This window comes from Actinotignum timonense (genome assembly GCF_030216305.1).
Lineage (GTDB): Bacteria > Actinomycetota > Actinomycetes > Actinomycetales > Actinomycetaceae > Actinotignum > Actinotignum timonense_A.
The window spans coordinates 26,774-45,524 of the sequence record NZ_JASOKT010000002.1 but is presented as its reverse complement, the minus strand read 5'-3'; the positions used below and the strand labels follow the sequence as shown (position 1 = coordinate 45,524).

The window sequence follows — 18,751 nt, the reverse complement described above, 5'->3', positions numbered from 1 at the left end:
TCAGTCTACGGGGTACCTACGACACGAATCACGCGCGCAAAAAACCTGTGGATACAAGATGGTAGATACAAGACGCCCCACGCACCCGCCAGAGCCCGCATACCCTTGCTGCCTTCCGGCCCTGGGGGAGTTTTGCAAGATGACGCCACGTGGGGAGTCAGGTGCCAGTCTAAACGAGTTCGCGGGGAATGCAAAACACGGGGAGAAACACGGGGAGAAACACGGGGAGACCCCCGGCTTCATTTTCACCATTTTTTGTGTCGGAGGCCCGCGGTACACTCTCTAGCGTGAGTGGGCGGTCCCCGCGATGGCGGGAGTATCGCCGTCGTCCACAACAACAGGGAGAATCAATGGCTTTCCTTACCGAAGATCTATTGGAAACACTGCGCTCGCGGGCGGCGGCGGTGGATGCCGCCAATGAATTCCCGCGTGAGGACTACGAAGATTTGAAGCAGGCCGGCTACTACGGCGCTTTTGTCCCCAAGGAATACGGCGGGGCCGGCTTGAGCTTGGTGGAGATTTGCGCGGAACAGACCCGTTTGGCCAAGTACGCTCCAGCCACTGCGCTGGGCATTAATATGCACCAGATTATTGTGGGGCTCGGCCGCCACCTGGTGCGCAACGGCGTAGCCGCCGGGGAAAAGATTCTGCGCGAAGCCGCGGCCGGTAAGCTGTTCGCTTTCGGTATTTCTGAACCTGGTAATGACCTGGTGCTTTTCGGTTCGCTCACCCGAGCCGAACGCGATGAGGCGGGATACCGGCTGTACGGCACCAAAGTTTTCACATCCCTCGCGCCCGCGTGGGATTACCTCATGACTTTCGGCGCGCTCAAGGATGACTCCGGGGTGCGTGACGTTTTCGGCCTGGTTGAACGGGGCGACGGCGGCTTCGCAATCAAGGACGATTGGAACACCCTCGGGATGCGGGCCACCCAATCCAATTCCACGGTTTTAGACGGCGCGCTACTTCGCGATGAAAACGTGCTGGGGATCGTGGCGCCGGGCCCGAATAAGGAACCGGTTGTTTACGGCATCTTCTCCAATTTTGAGATTCTGCTCGGGGCCACCTACCAGGGCATTGGTGAGCGCGCCATTGAGGTTGCGGTGGAGCATGTTAAGAAGCGCCGCTCGGTCCTCCACAATGATGTTTACGCAAATGATCCCGATATCCGCTGGCGCATTGCGGAAGCCGCGCTCACAATGAACGCGGTGGGTCCGCAGCTACGCGAACTGGCCGCGCATATTGACAGCGGGGAGCTGGGCGGGGCGGATGAATACCCGCGTTTCTCCGCGGCCAAGAATGTGGCGGCGGAAGCGTCGCTGCGCACCGTGGAAGAATGCATCCGTGCGTGCGGGGGAAGCTCGTATTACGCGGGTCATGAACTTTCGCGGCTCTACCGCGATGTGCTGGCCGGGCTTTTCCAGCCTTCCGATCAGGAATCCCTGCACGGTTCCTGGGCCAGCCTGGTGCTCGGGCCCGTCATGCGTAAGGAGAACTAGCCTCAGAAATCAAGGAGTATCTATATGAGTGAATCCGTACCCGAAGTTTCTTACAGCGCGAATGTGGATCGTGCGCTGCTCGGTGATCTTCCCTGGCAGCCGGCGCTTGAGCATCTGGATTTGCTGGCCGCGCCGGTGGCGGCGGGTTTGCAGGCTGTTGCGCAGAACCATCCTGAGCTGGCAGCGCAGGCCCTGGTCACGGAGATTGATCCGGAGTTCGCGGATACCGAACCGATGACTGAGCATTACGGGCTCGATTTGGCGGTGTCGTGTAATTGCGTGCTGGTGGCCGGCAAGCGTGAAGGTCAGGAACGGGTGGCTGCCTGCGTGGTGCGGGCAACTACCCGCGCGGATGTGAACCACGTGGTGAAGAAGTTCCTCAACGTTCGCAAGGCTTCTTTCTGGCCTACCGAGCTAGCGGTGGAAGCTTCGGGTATGGAGTACGGCGGGATTTCCCCGGTTGGGGTTCCGGCCGAATGGAATCTCCTCATTGATGAGCGGGTGGCTGGCGGGACGGCTCTTATCGGCTCGGGACTGCGCCGCTCGAAGCTCGTGGTGCCGGGGGCGCTGCTCGCGCAGCTACCCGGCGCACACGTGCTGAGCAACTTGGCGATTGAGTAATCGGTGATCAGTCAGGCGGCAATCACGCAGTTGGCAATTGAGTAATCGGGAATCGAACTGACTGGCGACTGAATAATCGGCGATCAAACTAGCTGGTGATCGAATAACGTGGGCATCACCTCATCATGCTGAGTGGTGCTCATGCCCGAATCTACGCTAAGCTGTACAGGCAGTTTAAAACTGCCCTGGAGGATTCGCCTAGTGGCCTATGGCGCACGCTTGGAAAGCGTGTTGGGTGCAAGCCCTCGGGGGTTCGAATCCCCCATCCTCCGCCGTTAAGAAACTTCGTGTTTCAGTTACGCTCTAAATATTTATCGGTTTTCAAGTCAAATGCCGCGGGTACAGTTACCTGTAAGTCTGATACTCGCTAGGTATACTTAGGGCATGAGGTTTCGAAAAAAACTGGGATTTTCTTCTCTGTAATACTGATTCTCTCCGGCTGTAGCACGGACGGCGACATCATCAACGATATCGAGTCCGGCATCAGAGACGGTGCACCCTGCAGCGAACTCTTCCAACTTCGCAACGATTTAGACCCGTCCAATATCGATATGGCTACTATCAATGAAGCATTCCGCTCGATTGGCTGTTTCTCATCATCATCTGATCGAACAGACGGAAAGTAAATCTCATCAGATCTTTTGTCCACATCTTCTGTCCAGCGTCTGACATATCGTCTTGCCGTGGTCAGAACGTCGAAAGCGCGGACAACGTAAGTTCCAGTGGGCACACCCTCCGGCGCAGCTCAACTCCGGTTAAATGGATAAAAGGGGGACGTTCGAAAGCTAAGCAGCCAGCTGGCTGACACGCCCCGCAGTAATACCGAGAGCCGACGCGATCTCCCGCGTAGAGTACCCTTCCTCCCGCAAAACATGGATGGAATGCAAGGTCGCTTCCCGCAGACGGGCCTGTTCAACTTGGAGCTCGAGCCGCCTCTTAGCGATTGCGAACGCCACCTGAATCTCCGGGCTTAAGCCTTCACCAGCTTCTAGCTGGATATTGAATTTAGCTCCGCTGGGTAAATCTGCAGCGAGAACGATTGCATCCATCATTCCTTTGCATAGTTTTTTGAGGGTGGGGGCAAAGTCTACAGCTTCGGGAAATTCCACACACTGACCAAGCCAGTCGGTTTCCTCGCGGGTTACAGTAACGCGGTAGGTTTTCATTTTGTGAGCCATCCTTTCCCAAGTATTGGGGCGAGTTGTTTTTCGACGGTTTTCAGGGTTCCGATGCGAATGTCGTGGCTCCCATGTTGTGGGACAGTTGCGAAAACGGTCCGTCCATCGCGCGTGAGTTTGTAGCGGCGATGTGAACCTTCTTGCCGGACACATTCGCCTCCCGCTCGCTCGATGCGCTTGTTGATTTCTCTCGCCTTCACACCCATGAATTTAGTCGCTAAACGATAGCGTGTCAAGTAGCTAAACAGCCAAGCTTCCCGGACCCCGAGGAACAAGGGGTTTTTCCGAGATGTACTGCGCACGTGCGACAAGTGCAGTACAGGTCTGAGAACACCTAGCACCCCCGCTGGGACACGTGTGACTACTGGGCATCTTGATGATTACAGCACTTCCAGCGCAGTACGACTTGCCCACTCACCTCTCATATATGAACATAGGCACCCAGCTCAACGACCCACACCTTCGATGGCTATGGACGGTAAGATATGTACCGCGGCGCTTTGATGGGCGCTTCATCGATGAAGTAACGCAAAACTTCATGCCGCTTTATTTATACAACCAAAGACGAGGGAAGTTATGTCAGCACCACTGCAGTGCTCCGGATGCGGTAGCAACAACATTTCCGTGCAATTCGTAGAAAGCGGTCAGCGCACTGCCCGCAAGGGCGTAGGCGGACTCGGCCACCTCAACAATGCCGCGCGCAAAATAACAGCCATTGGAACAGTAGGAATGTCCAACCTCGTTTGGAAGAAATCTGAGGGGACCATGCGAACGAAAACCAAGGGCGGCAAAATGGCCATTTGCCAAAGCTGCGGTAATAGCTGGAAAATCTAGAAATTCTTTCGATTTACCCTGTAGGCACCTGATGCCTGCGGAGTAAATTGATTCCGACAACATGGGCCACCTCATGAATGAACGTGACCACCGTAGCTCAAGCTAATCACGAAGACCGTCGGCTGATACCCTCGAGCTGCTCGGCGTGGAAAATACCAACTTCAACCACACGCTCTGATCAGCCATCACGGCATAAGCACCGCGGGGCGGGAAGCTTCTTCGGCTTCCCGCCCCGCGTGCATCCATTTATTTTTTGAGGCCGGCCCAACTGTTACCCCGAATCGCCACATCATTCGCGCGAGTCCAGGGCGCCTAGCCGCGCCGTCGTACTACAAGGTGCGGCTAATTGCTGGCGTGCGTTCCGTCCGCACCGCGCGAAGCCTCGCGCGAAACGTCCGCGCCGCTCGCGTTATCCGCTCCGGCGGCATCGCCCGCGCGCGTCGCGCCTTCCGCATTCCCCGCAATCCCCGCGATTTCCGCGAGCTCCGCAAGGTCCGGCGCGCTCTGCACCCGCTGGCTCGCCGGCGTGCGCGCCAGCTTCCCATCAGGCTGAACATCCCAGGACCGCTCCAGGTGACCTTCCGCAAGCTCCGCACCCGCGGGGGCCGAGGCCGGCGTCGCCGGTTCAAGAGACGTACCACGCAGGCGCGAAACCGCGCGCATGCAGTGGTAGATGATAATGGCACCGAAGGAACCGAGCGCGATCCCCTCGAAGACCATATCCCCCACCGTCCAGGTGTAATTCGCGATCGCTACCACCATCGCCACCGCGGCGGTATTGAGATTGACCGGGTCGGAGAAGTCCACGCGGTTCTGCACCCAGATACGCACCCCGAGCATGCCGATCATGCCGTAGAGGATCGTGGCCGCGCCGCCCAGCACCCCGGGAGGAATCGTCGCAACAACCACGCCGAACTTCGGGAACATGGACAGCACCAGGGCCGTGACCGCCGCCACGATGTAGGCCGCGGTCGAGTAGACGCGGGTCGCGGCCATCACGCCGATGTTTTCCGCGTACGTCGTGGTACCCGAGCCCCCGCCCGCGCCGGCGAAGACCGTGGACAGGCCGTCGGCGAAGAGCGCCCGGCCGGTCACACCGTCCAGATTGCGCCCGGTCATCGCGGACACCGACTTCACGTGGCCCACGTTCTCCGCGATGAGCACCAGCACCACCGGGACGAACAGCCCGAGGGTGGACACATCGAAAGCCGGGGCGTGGAAGGTGGGGATACCCACCCAGCTGGCATCGCCAATCGCGGAGAAGTCCACTTCGCCGCGGATGCAGGCGCATACGTAACCGATAATCACACCGATCAAAATGGACAGGCGCCCGATAATTCCCTTGAAGAGGACCGTGACCGCGAGCACCGCCACGATGGTCACCACCGCGGTCACCGGCGCGGCCTTGACGTTATTCCAGGCCGCAGGGGCCAGGTTGAAGCCGATGAGCGCCACGATTGTGCCGGTCACCACCGGGGGCATGAGCTTATCGATCCACCCCGCGCCGAAGACCATCACGATCAGGCCGACCAGCAGCAGGGCCGCGCCCGTCGAAATAATGCCACCCTGCGCGAGCGCCATCCCGTGCGAATCGATGGGGCCGCCGCCCTGGGTGTAGCCGGTCACCGCGCCGATGGGCGCAATGAGGGCAAAAGAAGAGCCCAGGTAACTGGGCAATTTTCCGGCGGTAATAAGGATAAAAAGAAGGGTTCCGCATCCCGTGAAGAACAATGTCGTCGAAGGATCGAAACCCGTTAGTAAGGGAACGAGGAACGTTGCGCCAAACATTGCAACAACGTGCTGCATTCCAATGCCGATTGTGGCTGGCCACCCCAGCCGTTCGTCCGGTTGAACCACCTCACCCGGCGCGATGCGCACACCGTCGCCGTGAAGTTTCCATACTTGTGCCATGAATGCTCTCCTCGTTGCTCTTCGCGCGGGCTTACCCGCGCATAGAAGGAATGGGTTCGCAATCTCGCAGTGGCGCGACCGGGATACCGCGTGGCGACCGGCCCGCCCACACTCGTTTGAACCTGAATTAGTGTATGGCTTTTTGCGGACGGTGCAAGTCCCGCGCGGCTCGCTTCACAGGGGCGACGACGCCGCTACCGCTCAAAAACTAGGTAAACTCTACGTAAACAAGGTGACATGGGATGTGTCACACCTCCGGGCTTGGCGAGACGGTTGGCGACGGATGTGGCGGTGGTGGGGTTGGCCGCGGGGCGGCAGCGCTGCTTGGCAACGGAGCTGCCGAACAGTGCGGGCTATCTCCCAGTGTGCGCAGCTGCTTTTTCGGGGCCGGTGAACTAGCGTTAAACCCGTGACCCAGCAGCATCTTGGGCCCCGCGAGGCCTACCGTCGTAAGATCCAGCAGCGCCAGACCGTGGTGTTCAGCATCGTGTCCGGGGCGCTCGCACTTGTTTTTGCCCTCTGCCTGCTCATCTGGCTCGGCATTATCCCCTCCCCGATCAATAAGGAATTCGCGGCCGACCCGGATCCCGATGAGGTCACCATCCCCTGCCTGAGCGGCCCCACCACGCCGCTGGAGCTCTCTAAAATTAACGCGAATGTGTATAACTCAACGTCGTCGAGCGGCCTTGCGGCGGAGGTTGCACATAACCTCGCGGAAATGGGCGTCACGGTAGGGACGACGGCGAACTGGCCAGCCGGTGTAGATAAATACGGTGCGATTGTGCAGGCCGGACCCGATGGCCTGGCTGCGGCCTACACCCTGGCAACCTTCATTCCTGATTCGGTCGTGGGCTTCTCTAATGACACCACGGGTCAAACGGTCACGGTGATCCTGGGTGAGAAATTCGATGCACTGCGCAGCCCGGAAGATGCTGCCGCCCAGCTCACCGATGGGCAGCTTACTTCCCCGGGCAATTGCGTGCCGGTGAGCGAGGCGCGGAAGTAGGCAGCTAGCTTAGTTGCCGGCCACCGCGCCGGGCCCGAGGTGATCATCGCGGTCCGAGTAGAGCACGGTGAAGCGCTCCACCACCACATCCCCGGCCGGATCGAATTCCAGCCCGGCCGCTGCTGCTTCCGCCCGGAAGAATTCCGTGTGGGCGGCGCGCCAGCTCTCCAAGCTGCAATCACCTTCGCCTTCAGCCTGCGCGATCTGCGCGCTGACCTCTGTAAAGGGCATGACCTCCACGCTATCGGTGCGGATAAGGGCACGCGGGCGTTCTTCCCCATCCAGCACAATCGCCAAATCGCCTTTTTCGGGGAGCGGCACATCTTCGGCGCGGTAGCTATCCGCCCAGCTCGACGTCGCAGTTTTCCTCCCCGCCACGATAAGTTCAGCAATCTCGGTGGCCTCTTCGGAGGTCAAACCGAAGCTAAATGCCGGGGGCCGGAAAGCGGAAATTGATTCACCACCGGTGATGACCTCAAGCGGGTTGATTTTCCCGCGCGTGACCGCGCGGGCCCAAAAAGCTTCGAGGAAGCCTTCTACCTGGGTGTTCTCACTCATGAGTGCCCTCCTCGAACGGCTCGGACAGTTCGGACGGTTCGGATGTGCGTTTCGCCGGCCCCGGGTTCAAACCTTCGGCCTCCAGTGCGGCGTTGAGCCATTGGGTGGTAAGAATGCGCACCAGGGCATTAGCGCCCAGCGCCCCGCCCGCGATGGTCAGCGCGCGATACCCGCGTTTATTCCAGCGCCGCGCCCCGGCGATAACCATCGCCAAGCCCAGCCCGGCCTGCGCGGAAGAAATAATCTCCAGCAGCCGCGGATGATCCAGGTAGAGGCGCCGGTACACTTTCCACATTCCGGCTGGGGCCGAGCCGTAGCCGGATACCTCATAGGCCAGGGATGCTTTCATGCGTTCCGGGAAAGCCTGCGGTGTGAAGACGGTCGCTTCCGGAATATCCGCCGGAATATCCGCGGCTTCCCGCGCCCCGCGCAGCACTTCACCCACCGCTGCCGGCAGGCCCAACACCTCAAGGAAGCGCGGCACCGCTTCGGATACCGGGGCGGTGAGCGCCTCGGTGAGATCCCCGGCATCCACCTCCGGGAAATCATCGAGAATACGCCGCACCCGCGCCCCGGCTCCCAGTTCTTCCCGGGAGAAAGCCGCGGCGGCACTATTGGCTTCCACGTGCGGAAGATCTTGGAGGGTATCCAGCCACTTCCAGTAGGTGATCCCGGAGTTCTGCCGGATGACCAAAACCGGGTTGCGCCAGCTGGGCGCCGCCCCCGCGGTGGAAAGCACGATCACGAATCCGGGCCGCCGTCCGATTTCCGCGTCGCGAGCCAGGGGCACATCCGCCACCATGACATTGGCGTTCCCGTGCGCGAAAACAGCCACCGGTTTTTTGATGCGAGCCGCCAGGCCCGGCACCCGCGCGAAAGGCACATCGGAAATAGCCACCATGGGCCCGTTGTGCATGGTCGGGATTTTACCTTCATCACCGGGCAGCAGCGGGGAATCGGAAACCGGAGCGAAAGCCTGAGTTTCCTCCACTATCGGGTTCGCCGCGGCCGGTTCCGCCGCGTGAGCGGCGGCGGCGTCGTGCTGAAGGTGCGCATCCGCGTACGCGAGATCCGCTTCCGTGACATCCACTTCACCCAAATCAATATTCGGGTACACCACGTAACCATCCACCTCAATGTGGATTTTGCGCAGTTCGTGATCCATTTTTTGGGCGAAATCCACAAGGTTGAGGCCGGGCACGATGCCGGGTTCTTCCTCCCGAGCGCTCGCGCCGGTATCGGCATCCGCACCGGCTTCGGGATCCTCACCGCTTCCGGAATGCACCGCGTTTTCCTCGCCAGCCGGCGCCGATGTGCCGCTAGACCCATCCGATTCAGCCGCTTCCAGCACGCTCCGGATCGTGGCGACGCGGCGCCGCTTGCCGGTCACCGCGATTTCGAAACGGAAAATATCGCCGTCGTGATCCCCGCGGACCACCACGCCTTCGCGCGCGAAGAACTCCTCGAGCTGGGCGGGGCTGGTCAGGCTCTGGTCGAGCCGCTGCACCTCACCGCGAACCGGCCTCCACTGATACATTGTCCCCTCCGTTCATCCGTGCCCGGATCCGATCGACCTGGTAGAGCGAAATTCCCGTGGCGACCGCGGCGTTGAGCGATTCCATGCGCGCGGCAATCGGAATCGAGGCAATCACATCGCATTTATCGCGAATGAGCCGCGCCAGCCCGCGCCCTTCCGAACCGGTCACCAGCACCAGCGGGGTATCGGCCAAGCTGAGGTTCTCCACCGTGGTGGAGCCGCCGCCGTCCAAACCGACCACGAAATATCCCATTTTCTTCAGTTCATCGAGCGTGGAAGCAAGGTTCGTGACCCGCGCGGTCGGCACAATGGACACCGCCCCGGCCGACACCTTCCACACCGTGGCGTTCACCCCGGCCGCGCGGCGCTCCGGCACGATGACCGCGTCCGCGTTGAACGCCGCCGCGCTGCGCAGCACCGCCCCCAGATTATGCGGGTCGGTCACCGAGTCGAGAGCCACGAAAAGCGGCAGCGGGCCGCCCTCCTCGTGGCGCTTCAGGGCCGCGCGCGCTTCCTCAATCGCATCCGCGTACTCGTAAGGCGGCACTTCGATAGCCACGCCCTGGTGCACGGCATTATCCGTCATGCGGTCAAGCTCCCCGTGGGAAACTTCCACCAGCGGGGCGCCCAGCGCGGTTGCTTGGGCCACCAGCTCCGCCAGGCGCTCATCGCCCACCGCGGAAGTCTGCATAAAGACCCTGGTCAGGGGCACGCCAGCCCGCACCGCTTCGCGTACCGGGTTGCGCCCGCAAATGAGTTCGTGGCCGGGCGCCGTGTGCAGATCGCGGCGCAGCTTGAAGCTGGAACGTTCGCGCGCCTCGGCTTGCGCCTTGCGGGCATCGCGCACCTGCTTTTCTTTATAGGCCTTGTGGTAGACCCGTTCCTCCGCTTTCGGGGTGGGGCCCTTGCCCTCCAGGCGCCGGCGGTTGTTCCCGCCCGAGCCGACCGTAGCGCGCTTCTTGCCCTTGGGGCGCCGGGTGCGTCCGTCTCCCATATTTCTCCTACTTTTCTTCCGCGCCGGTGGCGGGCTCTGCTGTTGCGCTGGCGGGTTGTTCCGCACCTGCCGCGGCCTTTTCCGCGCCGGTAGCGGCTTTTTGCGCGTTTTCTAGGTGCCAGTGCGCGCCGTCCGCCGAATCTTCCACCGCGATGCCGGCCGCGTGCAAAGCATCGCGGAGCGCATCGGCCCGGGCCCAGTCTTTCGCGGCGCGCGCGGCCGCGCGTTCCTCCAGCATGGTATCGACGACGGCGCCCAGCGCCCGCGCGGTTGCTTTATCAGCGCCACTGGAATTACGCCAGGGGGCAGCCAGGGGATCCAGGCCGAGCACATCGAGCATGGCCCGCACCCGCACCTGGGCGGCGCGCACTTCGGCGCTGTCCCGTTCCGCGAGCGCGGCGTTCCCGCGGCGCACCTCCTCATGGATCGCGGCCAGCCCACTCGAAACATTGAGGTCATCATCGAGGGCCCGCACGAATGCTTCGGGTAGATCCGCCGGACCCACCGCCGCGATTTCTTCCGCCGCTACTTCTTCAGTGGCAGCCACCGAGCGTTCCACGAATCCGGCCAGGCGCTCCCACACCACCCCGGCTTCCGCCAGGTTTTGCGGCGAGTAGTCCACGGTGGAGCGGTAGTGGACCGTTCCCAGCGCGAAACGCACCACCGCCGGGGATACCTGCGCGGTAACATCCTCCAAAGAGACGACATTCCCCAGCGACTTGCTTATTTTTTCGCCATTAACGGTCACCCAGGCGTTATGCATCCAGTACCGCGCGAAATTCCGCCCGGCAGCATGGGCCTGCGCCTGCTCATTTTCATGGTGCGGGAAACGCAAATCGATCCCGCCACCGTGAATATCAAATTCCTTACCCAGGTAGTGGGTGGACATCGCGGTGCACTCCAGGTGCCAGCCCGGGCGCCCGCGGCCCCAGGGAGTATCCCAAGCCGCGCTTTCCGGTTCGCCCGGCTTGGGGGCCTTCCACAGCGCGAAGTCATGCGGATTGCGCTTATCGGCTTCCCCGCCTTCCTCATCCACCACCATATTTTCGAGCTTTTGGCGGGTGAGGGAACCGTAATCGGGTAGCGATGCGACGTCGAAATACACATTGCCGGGCTTGCCTACATAGGCGTGGCCGGCGTCGATAATCTCCTGAATAAGCGTGATCATCTGCGGGATGTGCCCGGTAGCGCGCGGTTCGTACGTGGGATCCAGGATGCCGAGGGTGCGGTAGGCAGCGCTGAATTCCTTTTCGAAACGGTAGGCCCAGGCCCACCACGGGGCACCGGCCTGCGCCGATTTATCGAGGATCTTATCGTCAATATCGGTGACGTTACGCACCAGGCGCACCTCATTGCCGCAGCGGCGCAGCCACCGCACCAGCACATCGAAGGCCAGGGCGGAGCGAATATGCCCGATATGCGGGGACCCCTGCACCGTAGCACCGCACAGGTACACACTGACATTCCCGGGTTCCAGGGGAACGAAATCCCGGACGGCACGGGCTGACGAATCATAGATCTTGAAGCTCACGTAGTCAGTTTACCCGCTCCCTGCCGGCCAGGCAGCGCCCTTCCTCTGCTGGTGTACCGAGACGGCGCTAGTACCTGGTGGCCGCAGCTGCGCCGTCGTACCTATTCCCGCACCACTCCCTCGCGAGCGCCGTTCAACGCCTCGTTACCCTCCTCGCCTACGATGAAGCCATGCACAACACTTCCGCGCGTTCCGTTCTTTTCAACCGCCGCGTGCTCCCGTGGGCGCTGTGGGATTGGGGATCGGCAGCTTTTAACGCCGTCGTCACGACTTTCGTTTTCACCCCGTATCTTTCTAACGAAAAATTCTTCGGGACCCAAGCCAATGCTTTGATCGGCTGGGGCCTGGCGCTGGCCGGGCTGCTCGTGGCGCTTATCGCGCCTGCGGTGGGGCAATGGGCGGACCGGTCGGGGAAGAAGAATTCCCTCCTCACCCTCACCACGCTCGTCACGATTGTGTGCATGGCGCTGCTGTTCCTGGTGGCGCCCTCGCCTTCCTACCTGTGGCTCGGGGTGGTGCTGCTCGCCGTGGGCAATATTGTTTTCGAAATCGGTTCGGTGGTCTACAACGCGATGGTCACCGATATTTCCACGCCGTCCACCCTGGGCCGCATCTCCGGTTTCGGTTGGGGCATGGGTTACGTGGGCGGTATCGTGCTGCTCCTCATCCTTTTTATTGGTTTCATCAGCCCGGATACCGGTTGGTTCGGGGTGACGAGCGCGAACGGCATGAACATCCGCGTATGCATGATCGCGTGCGCGCTGTGGACGCTCGTTTTTTCCGCCCCGCTCATGGTGCTGTCCCGCGACGAAGCCCCGCGCGGGGAACAATCCCGCGGTGTCATCGCCGCCTACCGGGCGATTTTCCGCTCTATTGCGCGGCTGTGGCGCGCGGATCGCTCCACGTTCTGGTTCCTCATTTCTTCCGCGATTTACCGCGACGGCCTGGCCGGCGTCTTCGCCTTCGGCGGAGTGCTCGCGGCTCGCGTTTTCGGTTTCACTCCCGGGGAAGTCATGATTTTCGGCATCGCGGCGAACGTGATCGCGGGGGTTGCGACCATTGCGTTCGGGTGGTTGGAAGATATTATCGGTGCGCGCCGCGTTATTTTGATGTCGCTCACTTTGATGATCGCGTGCGGCTGCGTGTTGTTCTTTATGCACGACGCCGGAAAATCCCTCTTCTGGGTCTTTGGCTCCCTGCTGTGCATTTTCGTGGGGCCGGTCCAGAGTTCTTCGCGTACCTACCTGGCGCGGCGTGCCGGCCGGGAGAATAGCGGCGAGCTTTTTGGCCTCTATGCCACCACCGGCCGCGCGGTTTCTTTCCTCACTCCGGCGCTTTATTCTGCTGCGATTATGAGCTTCGGCTCGCTGGCGGGAGTGAGCGGCGACGCCGCGGCCCACTACGGAATCCTCGGGATTATCGCGGTGCTCGCGGTGGGGCTGACCGCTTTCTACGGTTCGCTGCGCGCCGGGCGGCGATAACTCTGGCATCGGCCGCCGGAGAAGCCCGTCGGGCTCGCGTAGTGCAAGCCCAGAGCAGAAATCGGGCCAAAATGGTGCGTGGATGTGCACCCTGTTGCGAGCTGAGGACAACCCACCATGAGCGACTTGTTTTTCTGCCCCGAGGCGCCCCGGGCCAGCTGGCAGCGTCGTCGAACTTTAATGCGTGAAGCGGCCCGGGAGAATTCCCGGACCGCTTCATTCACACGGATCTCAAAACGCGCCTGTGCTTCAAAACGAGCGTGCGCCGTGAAACGAAGACGCCCCGCGCCTGAGGCGAACTAGGCGGATGCCGCGGCACCTTCTTCTGAGCTGCTTTCCCGGCCTTCGTTGCCTTCGGCCAGGATCTCATCGAGGAGTTCACCGGCTTCTTCTTCGCTCAATTCGCGGGCGAGGGCAATTTCCGAGCAGAGGATCTGGCGGGCGCGCTGGAGCATCCGCTTCTCCCCCGCCGAAAGGTGGCGGTCGGTATCCCGGCGGGTCAGGTCACGCACCACTTCGGCTACCTTATTGACATCCCCCGAGGTGAGCTTTTCGGTATTCGCCTTGAAACGCCGGCTCCAATTGGAAGGTTCTTCCACATCCTGTTCGCGCAGGACCCGGAACACCACTTCAAGCTGATCTTCGTTGGAGACATCACGGACCCCAACTTCCTCAATGGATTCGGCCGGAACCTGAATGACCATATCGCCCTGCATGACGTTAAGCGTGAGATAGGTGCGCTTTTCACCCCTGATAATCTTGTCTGAAATATCAGTAATTTCCGCTGCCCCGTGATGCGGGTAAATAACGGTTTCTCCGACCTTGAACGGCATTGAATCAGAACCCTTTCTCCGCTGCGCGTTCGCGCAATATGCGCATATCCGATAGACATTTTACCATTGACGGTGTAGTCTCTGATCTTTTTTGCGCTGCAAGCCACAAAGCGCTGAGGTGCGGGCCACAAGTTCGCAGGCAGGCGGGCCGCCCAAGTTTGCAGGAAGACCGACCGCACGCTCACTCCGCATGCGGGAACGCGGGCATCCGCCCGCGCTCGCGCCCCGCCCGCAACTACTCAGAAACCAGCTTGTAGCCGAGCCCGCGCACCGTCACCAGCGCGGTGGGCGCGGAGGGATCCACCTCGATCTTCGAGCGAATCCGCTTGACGTGCACATCCAGGGTCTTGGTGTCACCCATATAGTCCAGGCCCCAGATACGGTCGAGGATCTGGGGGCGGGTGAGCACCCGGTCCGGGTTACGCAAGAAGAGTTCGAGGAGTTCGAATTCCCGCAGCGGCATGCTGATGAGTTCCCCACCCACGTAAACTTCGTGCTTATCGGTATCCATTTCGACCCGGCCCACCCGCAGCACATCTTCGTCCACGTCGTCGGCGGCCCCGGTGCTGGCCCGGCGCAGCACCGCCCGCACCCGCGCCACCAGTTCCCGGTAGGAATACGGCTTGGTCACGTAATCATCCGCGCCGACTTCCAAGCCGACCACCTTATCGATTTCAGAATCCTTGGCGGTGAGCATAATGATGGGCACATCGGAGGTGGCCCGAATCCGGCGGCATATTTCCTCCCCGGACATCCCCGGGAGCATGAGGTCAAGAAGCACCACATCGGGGCGCGCCACCCGGAATTGTTCGAGGGCCGCGGTGCCGTCCGCGGCGGTGACCACCTCGTAACCGTCCCGGCCCAGGTTGAATGCGAGGGTATCGCGGTAGGTCGGTTCGTCATCAACAACAAGAATCGTGGTCATGGTGTTTCGTTACTTCCTCTCCGAATGCTCGAGCAGATCGGTTTCAAGACTAGGAGCCAGTTCAGGAATATATGGCTCGGGTAGGCAGATGGTGAAGGTGGAGCCCTGGCCTACCTTGCTCCACAATTTGATCCGCCCGCCGTGGTCCTGGACCACGTGCTTGACGATAGCAAGGCCAATCCCGGAGCCCCCGGAATTGCGATCCCGAGCGGCATCCCCGCGGTAGAACCGTTCAAAAATACGCTCGCGTTGCGCCGCCTCAATTCCTTCACCTTGGTCGACGACGGAAATAAGCACCTGCCCATCTGCCAGCGATGTTGCTATCGAGACCCGCCCGTGCGGCCGGGTATAGCGCACCGCATTATCCAAAAGATTGCGGATCGCGGTGGCGAGCATGCGCCTATCGCCATACACCGTCAGCCCCGGCTGCCCGCCGCTCACAATTTTCACCCCGCGATTGGCGGCTTCCACATCCATCCGCGCAACCGATTCGGCCACCACCGCATCAACATCCACGAGCTCCGTGGTGGTCAGCGCATTGCCTTCTTGGAGGCGCGAAAGCTCGATAATATCCTGAACCAGGCCGCGCAGGCGCACCACTTCGGTATCCAGCTGGGCGGTGAAATGCCGCACCGCCTGCGGGTCATCCGCCGCGCTTTCCAGGGTTTCCACCAGCAAAGAAATCGCCCCCACCGGGGTTTTTAGCTCGTGGGATACATTGGCCACGAAATCCCGCCGGGTTTCCTCCAGCTTGAGCTTCTCGGTATTGTCCTCGAAAAGCACGAGCACCCGCCCGCCGGATAGCGGCGCCGCGTAGACCATCAAGCGGGTATCGCTCTGATTTTTCAGAGTGGAGCGCTTAATGGAAAGCGGGCGGGAGAGCACTTCCCCGGTATCGCGCACTCGCGCCACCAGCTGGATGAATTCCGGGCGCACCAGGCGATCATCACGCACCAGCCCAAAACTATAGGCCTGAGTGGAAGCGCGTTCCACCACATCGAGGGCGGACACCAGCACAAAGAATTGCGGAATCGCCTCGAGGACTTTCACGGCGTCCTCCACCGGCTCCACCGTGGTGGTCACCCGCAGCGGGCGCAGGGAACGCTGCGAATAGGCGAAAGCCAGGGAGGCGATAATGCCCACGGCGATGCCTCCGCACACCGCAGCAAGAACAGCGATTCCTTCTACCATGGTTCCAGACTAGCTTGTCCGAGCGGAGCCTGGCACGCCCCACAGCCCCGAAACCCCGCTATTTACCTACTGTTTACGCAATATGCCGCTAGTGTTAACCCCATACTGCTGAAATGAAACCTGTGGTGCGCCGCCGTGCGCTACGAACGCGCCCGCGGGCGCACAGACATGAGGAGCTTTAATGCGTCAAGAATTCCGCAACGAAATGAAGACGCTCGAGGAAACGCTTGCCAAGCAGGCTCGCAGCGCCGCTCGGGCGATGGAACACGCCGCAGATTCGCTGCGGAACGCCAACCTGGCCCTGGCGGAATCGGTTATCGATGCCGATGCGAATATTGATGAGCTGCAGCGTCAGATTGAGGATATGGCTATTTCGCTGCTGGCGCGCCAGGCGCCGGTCGCCTCGGATTTGCGGACCGTGGTGACCGCCATGCGCATCGCCATCACCCTGGAGCGCATGGGCGATCTGGCCCGCCACGTTGCCTATATCGCGCGCGGGCGTTTCCCCGAGCGCGTGGTGGGTGGCCCCGGCTACGACCTGCTGGTACGCATGGCCGATGAGGCCGTGCGGGTGGGCCGCCAGGTGGAAGAGCTGGTGCGCAAGCAGGACCTCGCCATCGCCGATGAAATTGATGAACGCGATGAGGTTCTTGATGATCTGCACCGCCAGTCCTTCCAGCTGGTGCTCGATGAAGATAACGGCATGAGCCACCAGGAAATCGTGGACGTGGTGCTGCTGGGTCGCTTCCTGGAACGCTACGGGGATCACGGGGTGACCGTGGCGCGCCGCATGCACTTCCTGGTCACCGGCCTGCGCGTGGATGTGGAATCCACCCCCGGCACCGAAGAAGAAATGCTCGGTGGCGACTTCCCCGAAGGTTTCTCCGCCGGGGATATGGAAGACTAATCGCCGCCTCGCCGCACCGGCCAGGTTCGCGGGCCAGCTCAGCTCACTAGCCAGCTAGGCTCCCGCGGCCGGCCGGCCGCGGCGCCGTCGTTCGGGCCTGTACTACACGCGGTCGCTGACGCGTGCGGTACGGGCCCGCACTAGTTTCCCGCGCACCGGGACACTCAACCACACGAGGGCGAAGAGCGCCGTCGTAACTAAAACAATGGCCGCACCCGCCGGAATATCCGCCGCCCAAGAAAGCCACACCCCCACGAAAGCGCTCGCGCACCCGAGGAGCGGGGCGAGGAGCATCATCGTGCCCACGCGGTCGGTGAGGAGGCGCGCGGTGGCGGCCGGGGTGACGAGCAGCGCCAGCACCAAAATATTGCCGATGGACTGCACGGAAATCACCACCGCGAGCGCCACGGTGAGGTAGAGGCACACGTCGACGAGCAGCACCCGGGTGCCGGTGGCGCGCGCAAAATCGCGGTCCACGCTCACGGAGAGCAGCGCCGGGTGGAGCACGGCCAGGAACAGCAGCACGGCCGCGGCCACCACCGCGGAGGTGAGCACGTCGGAACTATCCACGCCGGTGAGCGACCCGAAGAGGAAGGATTCGAGGGAACCTGTGTAGCCGGGGATGCGCGCGATGAGGGCCACGCCGAAGGCGAAAGCCGCGGCCATAAAGATCCCGATAATGGAGTCTTCGCGCAGGTTGCGGTTTTGTGAGGCGAGCGCGATAAGAAGAGCGACGACGCCGCCCGCGACCGCTCCGCCCACCAGAATGGACCCCTGGAGCGCGAAAGCGATAACGATGCCGGGGAAAACGGCGTGGGCGAGGGCATCCCCCAGGAAGGACATGCCGCGCAGCACCACGTGCACGCCCACCGCCCCGCACACCACCGCGGAGAGCATGGCGACCAGCAGCGCGCGCGGGAGGAAGCCGAGAACCGGATTGGACAGGTCAGCCAGGAAATCAAAGAAACTCATGCTTTCACCATTCCGAGGACGCGCAGCAGCGGCGAGGAGGCCCGCACCTGGAAGGTTTCCATCCACAGGTCGGCGCGGAGGATATCGGCGGGCGGGCCGGCCGCGATAATTGTGCGGTTGAGGAGGGCCACGCGGGTGGAAATATCAACGGCCTGGGTGAGGTCGTGGGTGGACATAATAATTCCGGCCCCGCCGGCGCGCAGCGAGAGGAAAAGATCGGCCAGGGAATCCTGGGTCGGGTGGTCCAGCCCGGTGAAGGGTTCGTCCAGGAGAAGGATGGCCGGGTCGCGCACGAGGGCGCGCGCGATGAGGATGCGCTGCTGCTGCCCGCCGGAAAGCTGCCCGATGGGACGACGGCGCATCTCGAATAAATCGACCCTATCGAGCGCCGCATAGACTTTTTCCCACGCGCTCCGCCCGAGGCGCGCCCGGGCGAGCAACCCGCGGCGTTCCAGCCCGGTGGCCACCAGTTCCTCCACGCTCATGGGGTAGCCCCATTGGGTGGCGCGGGACTGGGGCACGTAGCCGATGGCGCGGTGCGGGCGGCCGGGCCGAACCCGCTCCCCGCGCACCTCGACCGTGCCGGCTGCCGGGCTGAGCAGGCCCATAATGCTGCGCATGAGGGTGGTTTTCCCGGCGCCGTTCGGGCCGATGAGGCCAACGAGCTCGCCGGCGGCCACCTCGAGATTCACATCGCGCAGCACCCGCACTCCCCCGAGCACAACCGCGAGGTCACGGACCCGTAGCGCCGTTTGTTCCGGTTCTGCTGCCAC

At 61.9% G+C, this 18,751-nt stretch carries 18 protein-coding genes, 1 tRNA gene and 1 other RNA gene; 6 read left to right on the top strand and 14 right to left on the bottom strand.

The window, feature by feature from the left end; translation table 11 throughout:
- Positions 1-65 precede the first annotated feature (65 nt).
- An RNA gene (ffs, locus tag QP305_RS01975) (signal recognition particle sRNA small type) lies at positions 66-162 on the bottom strand.
- Positions 163-350: 188 nt separating this feature from the next.
- Between ffs and QP305_RS01970 the strand changes: the two genes are divergently transcribed.
- From QP305_RS01970 to QP305_RS01960, 3 genes are all read left to right on the top strand, one after another.
- Positions 351-1,499, top strand: coding sequence for an acyl-CoA dehydrogenase family protein (locus QP305_RS01970; RefSeq protein ID WP_284903625.1), 1,149 nt, complete (start codon positions 351-353; stop codon positions 1,497-1,499).
- Between the two features lie 24 nt (positions 1,500-1,523).
- Complete coding sequence (locus QP305_RS01965; protein ID WP_284903623.1) at positions 1,524-2,120, top strand: YbaK/EbsC family protein; 597 nt, start codon at positions 1,524-1,526, stop codon at positions 2,118-2,120.
- 187 nt (positions 2,121-2,307) lie between these two features.
- Positions 2,308-2,392, top strand: a tRNA-Ser gene (locus tag QP305_RS01960).
- Between the two features lie 513 nt (positions 2,393-2,905).
- Here QP305_RS01960 and QP305_RS01955 read toward each other — a convergent pair.
- The 4 genes from QP305_RS01955 to QP305_RS01945 form a co-directional block, all read right to left on the bottom strand.
- On the bottom strand, positions 2,906-3,286 hold the full coding sequence (locus QP305_RS01955; protein WP_026429023.1) for a hypothetical protein: 381 nt from the start codon (positions 3,284-3,286) through the stop codon (positions 2,906-2,908).
- Complete coding sequence (locus tag QP305_RS08700; protein WP_350309591.1) at positions 3,283-3,504, bottom strand: type II toxin-antitoxin system HicA family toxin; 222 nt, start codon at positions 3,502-3,504, stop codon at positions 3,283-3,285. The genes QP305_RS01955 and QP305_RS08700 overlap by 4 nt, the downstream gene beginning before the upstream one ends.
- Positions 3,505-3,877: 373 nt before the next feature.
- A complete protein-coding gene (locus QP305_RS01950; protein ID WP_284903620.1) occupies positions 3,878-4,195 on the bottom strand; it encodes a hypothetical protein in 318 nt (105 codons plus the stop codon).
- A gap of 279 nt (positions 4,196-4,474) precedes the next feature.
- Positions 4,475-6,043, bottom strand: coding sequence for a uracil-xanthine permease family protein (locus tag QP305_RS01945; RefSeq protein ID WP_284903619.1), 1,569 nt, complete (start codon positions 6,041-6,043; stop codon positions 4,475-4,477).
- 409 nt (positions 6,044-6,452) lie between these two features.
- Here QP305_RS01945 and QP305_RS01940 point away from each other — a divergent pair, with 409 nt between their 5' ends.
- A complete protein-coding gene (locus tag QP305_RS01940; RefSeq protein ID WP_284903617.1) occupies positions 6,453-7,049 on the top strand; it encodes a LytR C-terminal domain-containing protein in 597 nt (198 codons plus the stop codon).
- A gap of 9 nt (positions 7,050-7,058) precedes the next feature.
- Here the strand turns inward: QP305_RS01940 and QP305_RS01935 are convergent, their stop codons facing one another.
- From QP305_RS01935 to cysS, 4 genes are read right to left on the bottom strand one after another with little or no spacing between them, the layout of a single operon-like run.
- Positions 7,059-7,607 carry an ASCH domain-containing protein gene (locus QP305_RS01935; RefSeq protein WP_087070329.1) on the bottom strand — a complete coding sequence of 183 codons (549 nt, stop codon included), beginning with the start codon at positions 7,605-7,607 and terminating at the stop codon, positions 7,059-7,061.
- The gene (locus QP305_RS01930; protein ID WP_284903616.1) at positions 7,600-9,144 is read right to left on the bottom strand and encodes a hypothetical protein; all 1,545 of its coding nucleotides are present in this window, start codon (positions 9,142-9,144) and stop codon (positions 7,600-7,602) included. Before QP305_RS01930 ends, QP305_RS01935 begins: the two co-directional genes overlap by 8 nt.
- Positions 9,116-10,138 (bottom strand): 23S rRNA (guanosine(2251)-2'-O)-methyltransferase RlmB, encoded by a 1,023-nt coding sequence (rlmB, locus tag QP305_RS01925; RefSeq protein ID WP_284903615.1) that lies wholly within the window; start codon positions 10,136-10,138, stop codon positions 9,116-9,118. The genes QP305_RS01930 and rlmB overlap by 29 nt, the downstream gene beginning before the upstream one ends.
- 7 nt (positions 10,139-10,145) lie before the next feature.
- Positions 10,146-11,669 carry a cysteine--tRNA ligase gene (gene cysS / locus QP305_RS01920; protein ID WP_284903614.1) on the bottom strand — a complete coding sequence of 508 codons (1,524 nt, stop codon included), beginning with the start codon at positions 11,667-11,669 and terminating at the stop codon, positions 10,146-10,148.
- 170 nt (positions 11,670-11,839) lie between these two features.
- Between cysS and QP305_RS01915 the strand changes: the two genes are divergently transcribed.
- Complete coding sequence (locus QP305_RS01915) at positions 11,840-13,150, top strand: MFS transporter (protein WP_284903612.1); 1,311 nt, start codon at positions 11,840-11,842, stop codon at positions 13,148-13,150.
- Positions 13,151-13,449: 299 nt separating this feature from the next.
- Here QP305_RS01915 and QP305_RS01910 read toward each other — a convergent pair whose 3' ends face one another.
- The 3 genes from QP305_RS01910 to QP305_RS01900 all read right to left on the bottom strand — a co-directional run bounded on the left by QP305_RS01910 (position 13,450) and on the right by QP305_RS01900 (position 16,099).
- Positions 13,450-13,983 (bottom strand): CarD family transcriptional regulator, encoded by a 534-nt coding sequence (locus tag QP305_RS01910; RefSeq protein WP_016443353.1) that lies wholly within the window; start codon positions 13,981-13,983, stop codon positions 13,450-13,452.
- 235 nt (positions 13,984-14,218) lie between these two features.
- Positions 14,219-14,908 (bottom strand): response regulator transcription factor, encoded by a 690-nt coding sequence (locus QP305_RS01905; protein WP_026429031.1) that lies wholly within the window; start codon positions 14,906-14,908, stop codon positions 14,219-14,221.
- Between the two features lie 9 nt (positions 14,909-14,917).
- Positions 14,918-16,099, bottom strand: a complete 1,182-nt coding sequence (locus QP305_RS01900; RefSeq protein ID WP_284903610.1) for a sensor histidine kinase — start codon at positions 16,097-16,099, stop codon at positions 14,918-14,920.
- A 181-nt stretch (positions 16,100-16,280) separates the two neighbouring features.
- Here QP305_RS01900 and phoU point away from each other — a divergent pair, with 181 nt between their 5' ends.
- Complete coding sequence (gene phoU / locus QP305_RS01895) at positions 16,281-17,006, top strand: phosphate signaling complex protein PhoU (protein WP_087070324.1); 726 nt, start codon at positions 16,281-16,283, stop codon at positions 17,004-17,006.
- Positions 17,007-17,108: 102 nt separating this feature from the next.
- Here phoU and QP305_RS01890 read toward each other — a convergent pair whose 3' ends face one another.
- Together QP305_RS01890 and QP305_RS01885 are read right to left on the bottom strand one after the other, a co-directional pair.
- Positions 17,109-17,978: an anchored repeat-type ABC transporter permease subunit gene (locus QP305_RS01890; RefSeq protein ID WP_087070323.1), complete on the bottom strand. Its 870-nt coding sequence runs from the start codon at positions 17,976-17,978 to the stop codon at positions 17,109-17,111.
- Positions 17,975-18,751: an anchored repeat-type ABC transporter ATP-binding subunit gene (locus QP305_RS01885; RefSeq protein WP_284903609.1), complete on the bottom strand. Its 777-nt coding sequence runs from the start codon at positions 18,749-18,751 to the stop codon at positions 17,975-17,977. The genes QP305_RS01890 and QP305_RS01885 overlap by 4 nt, the downstream gene beginning before the upstream one ends.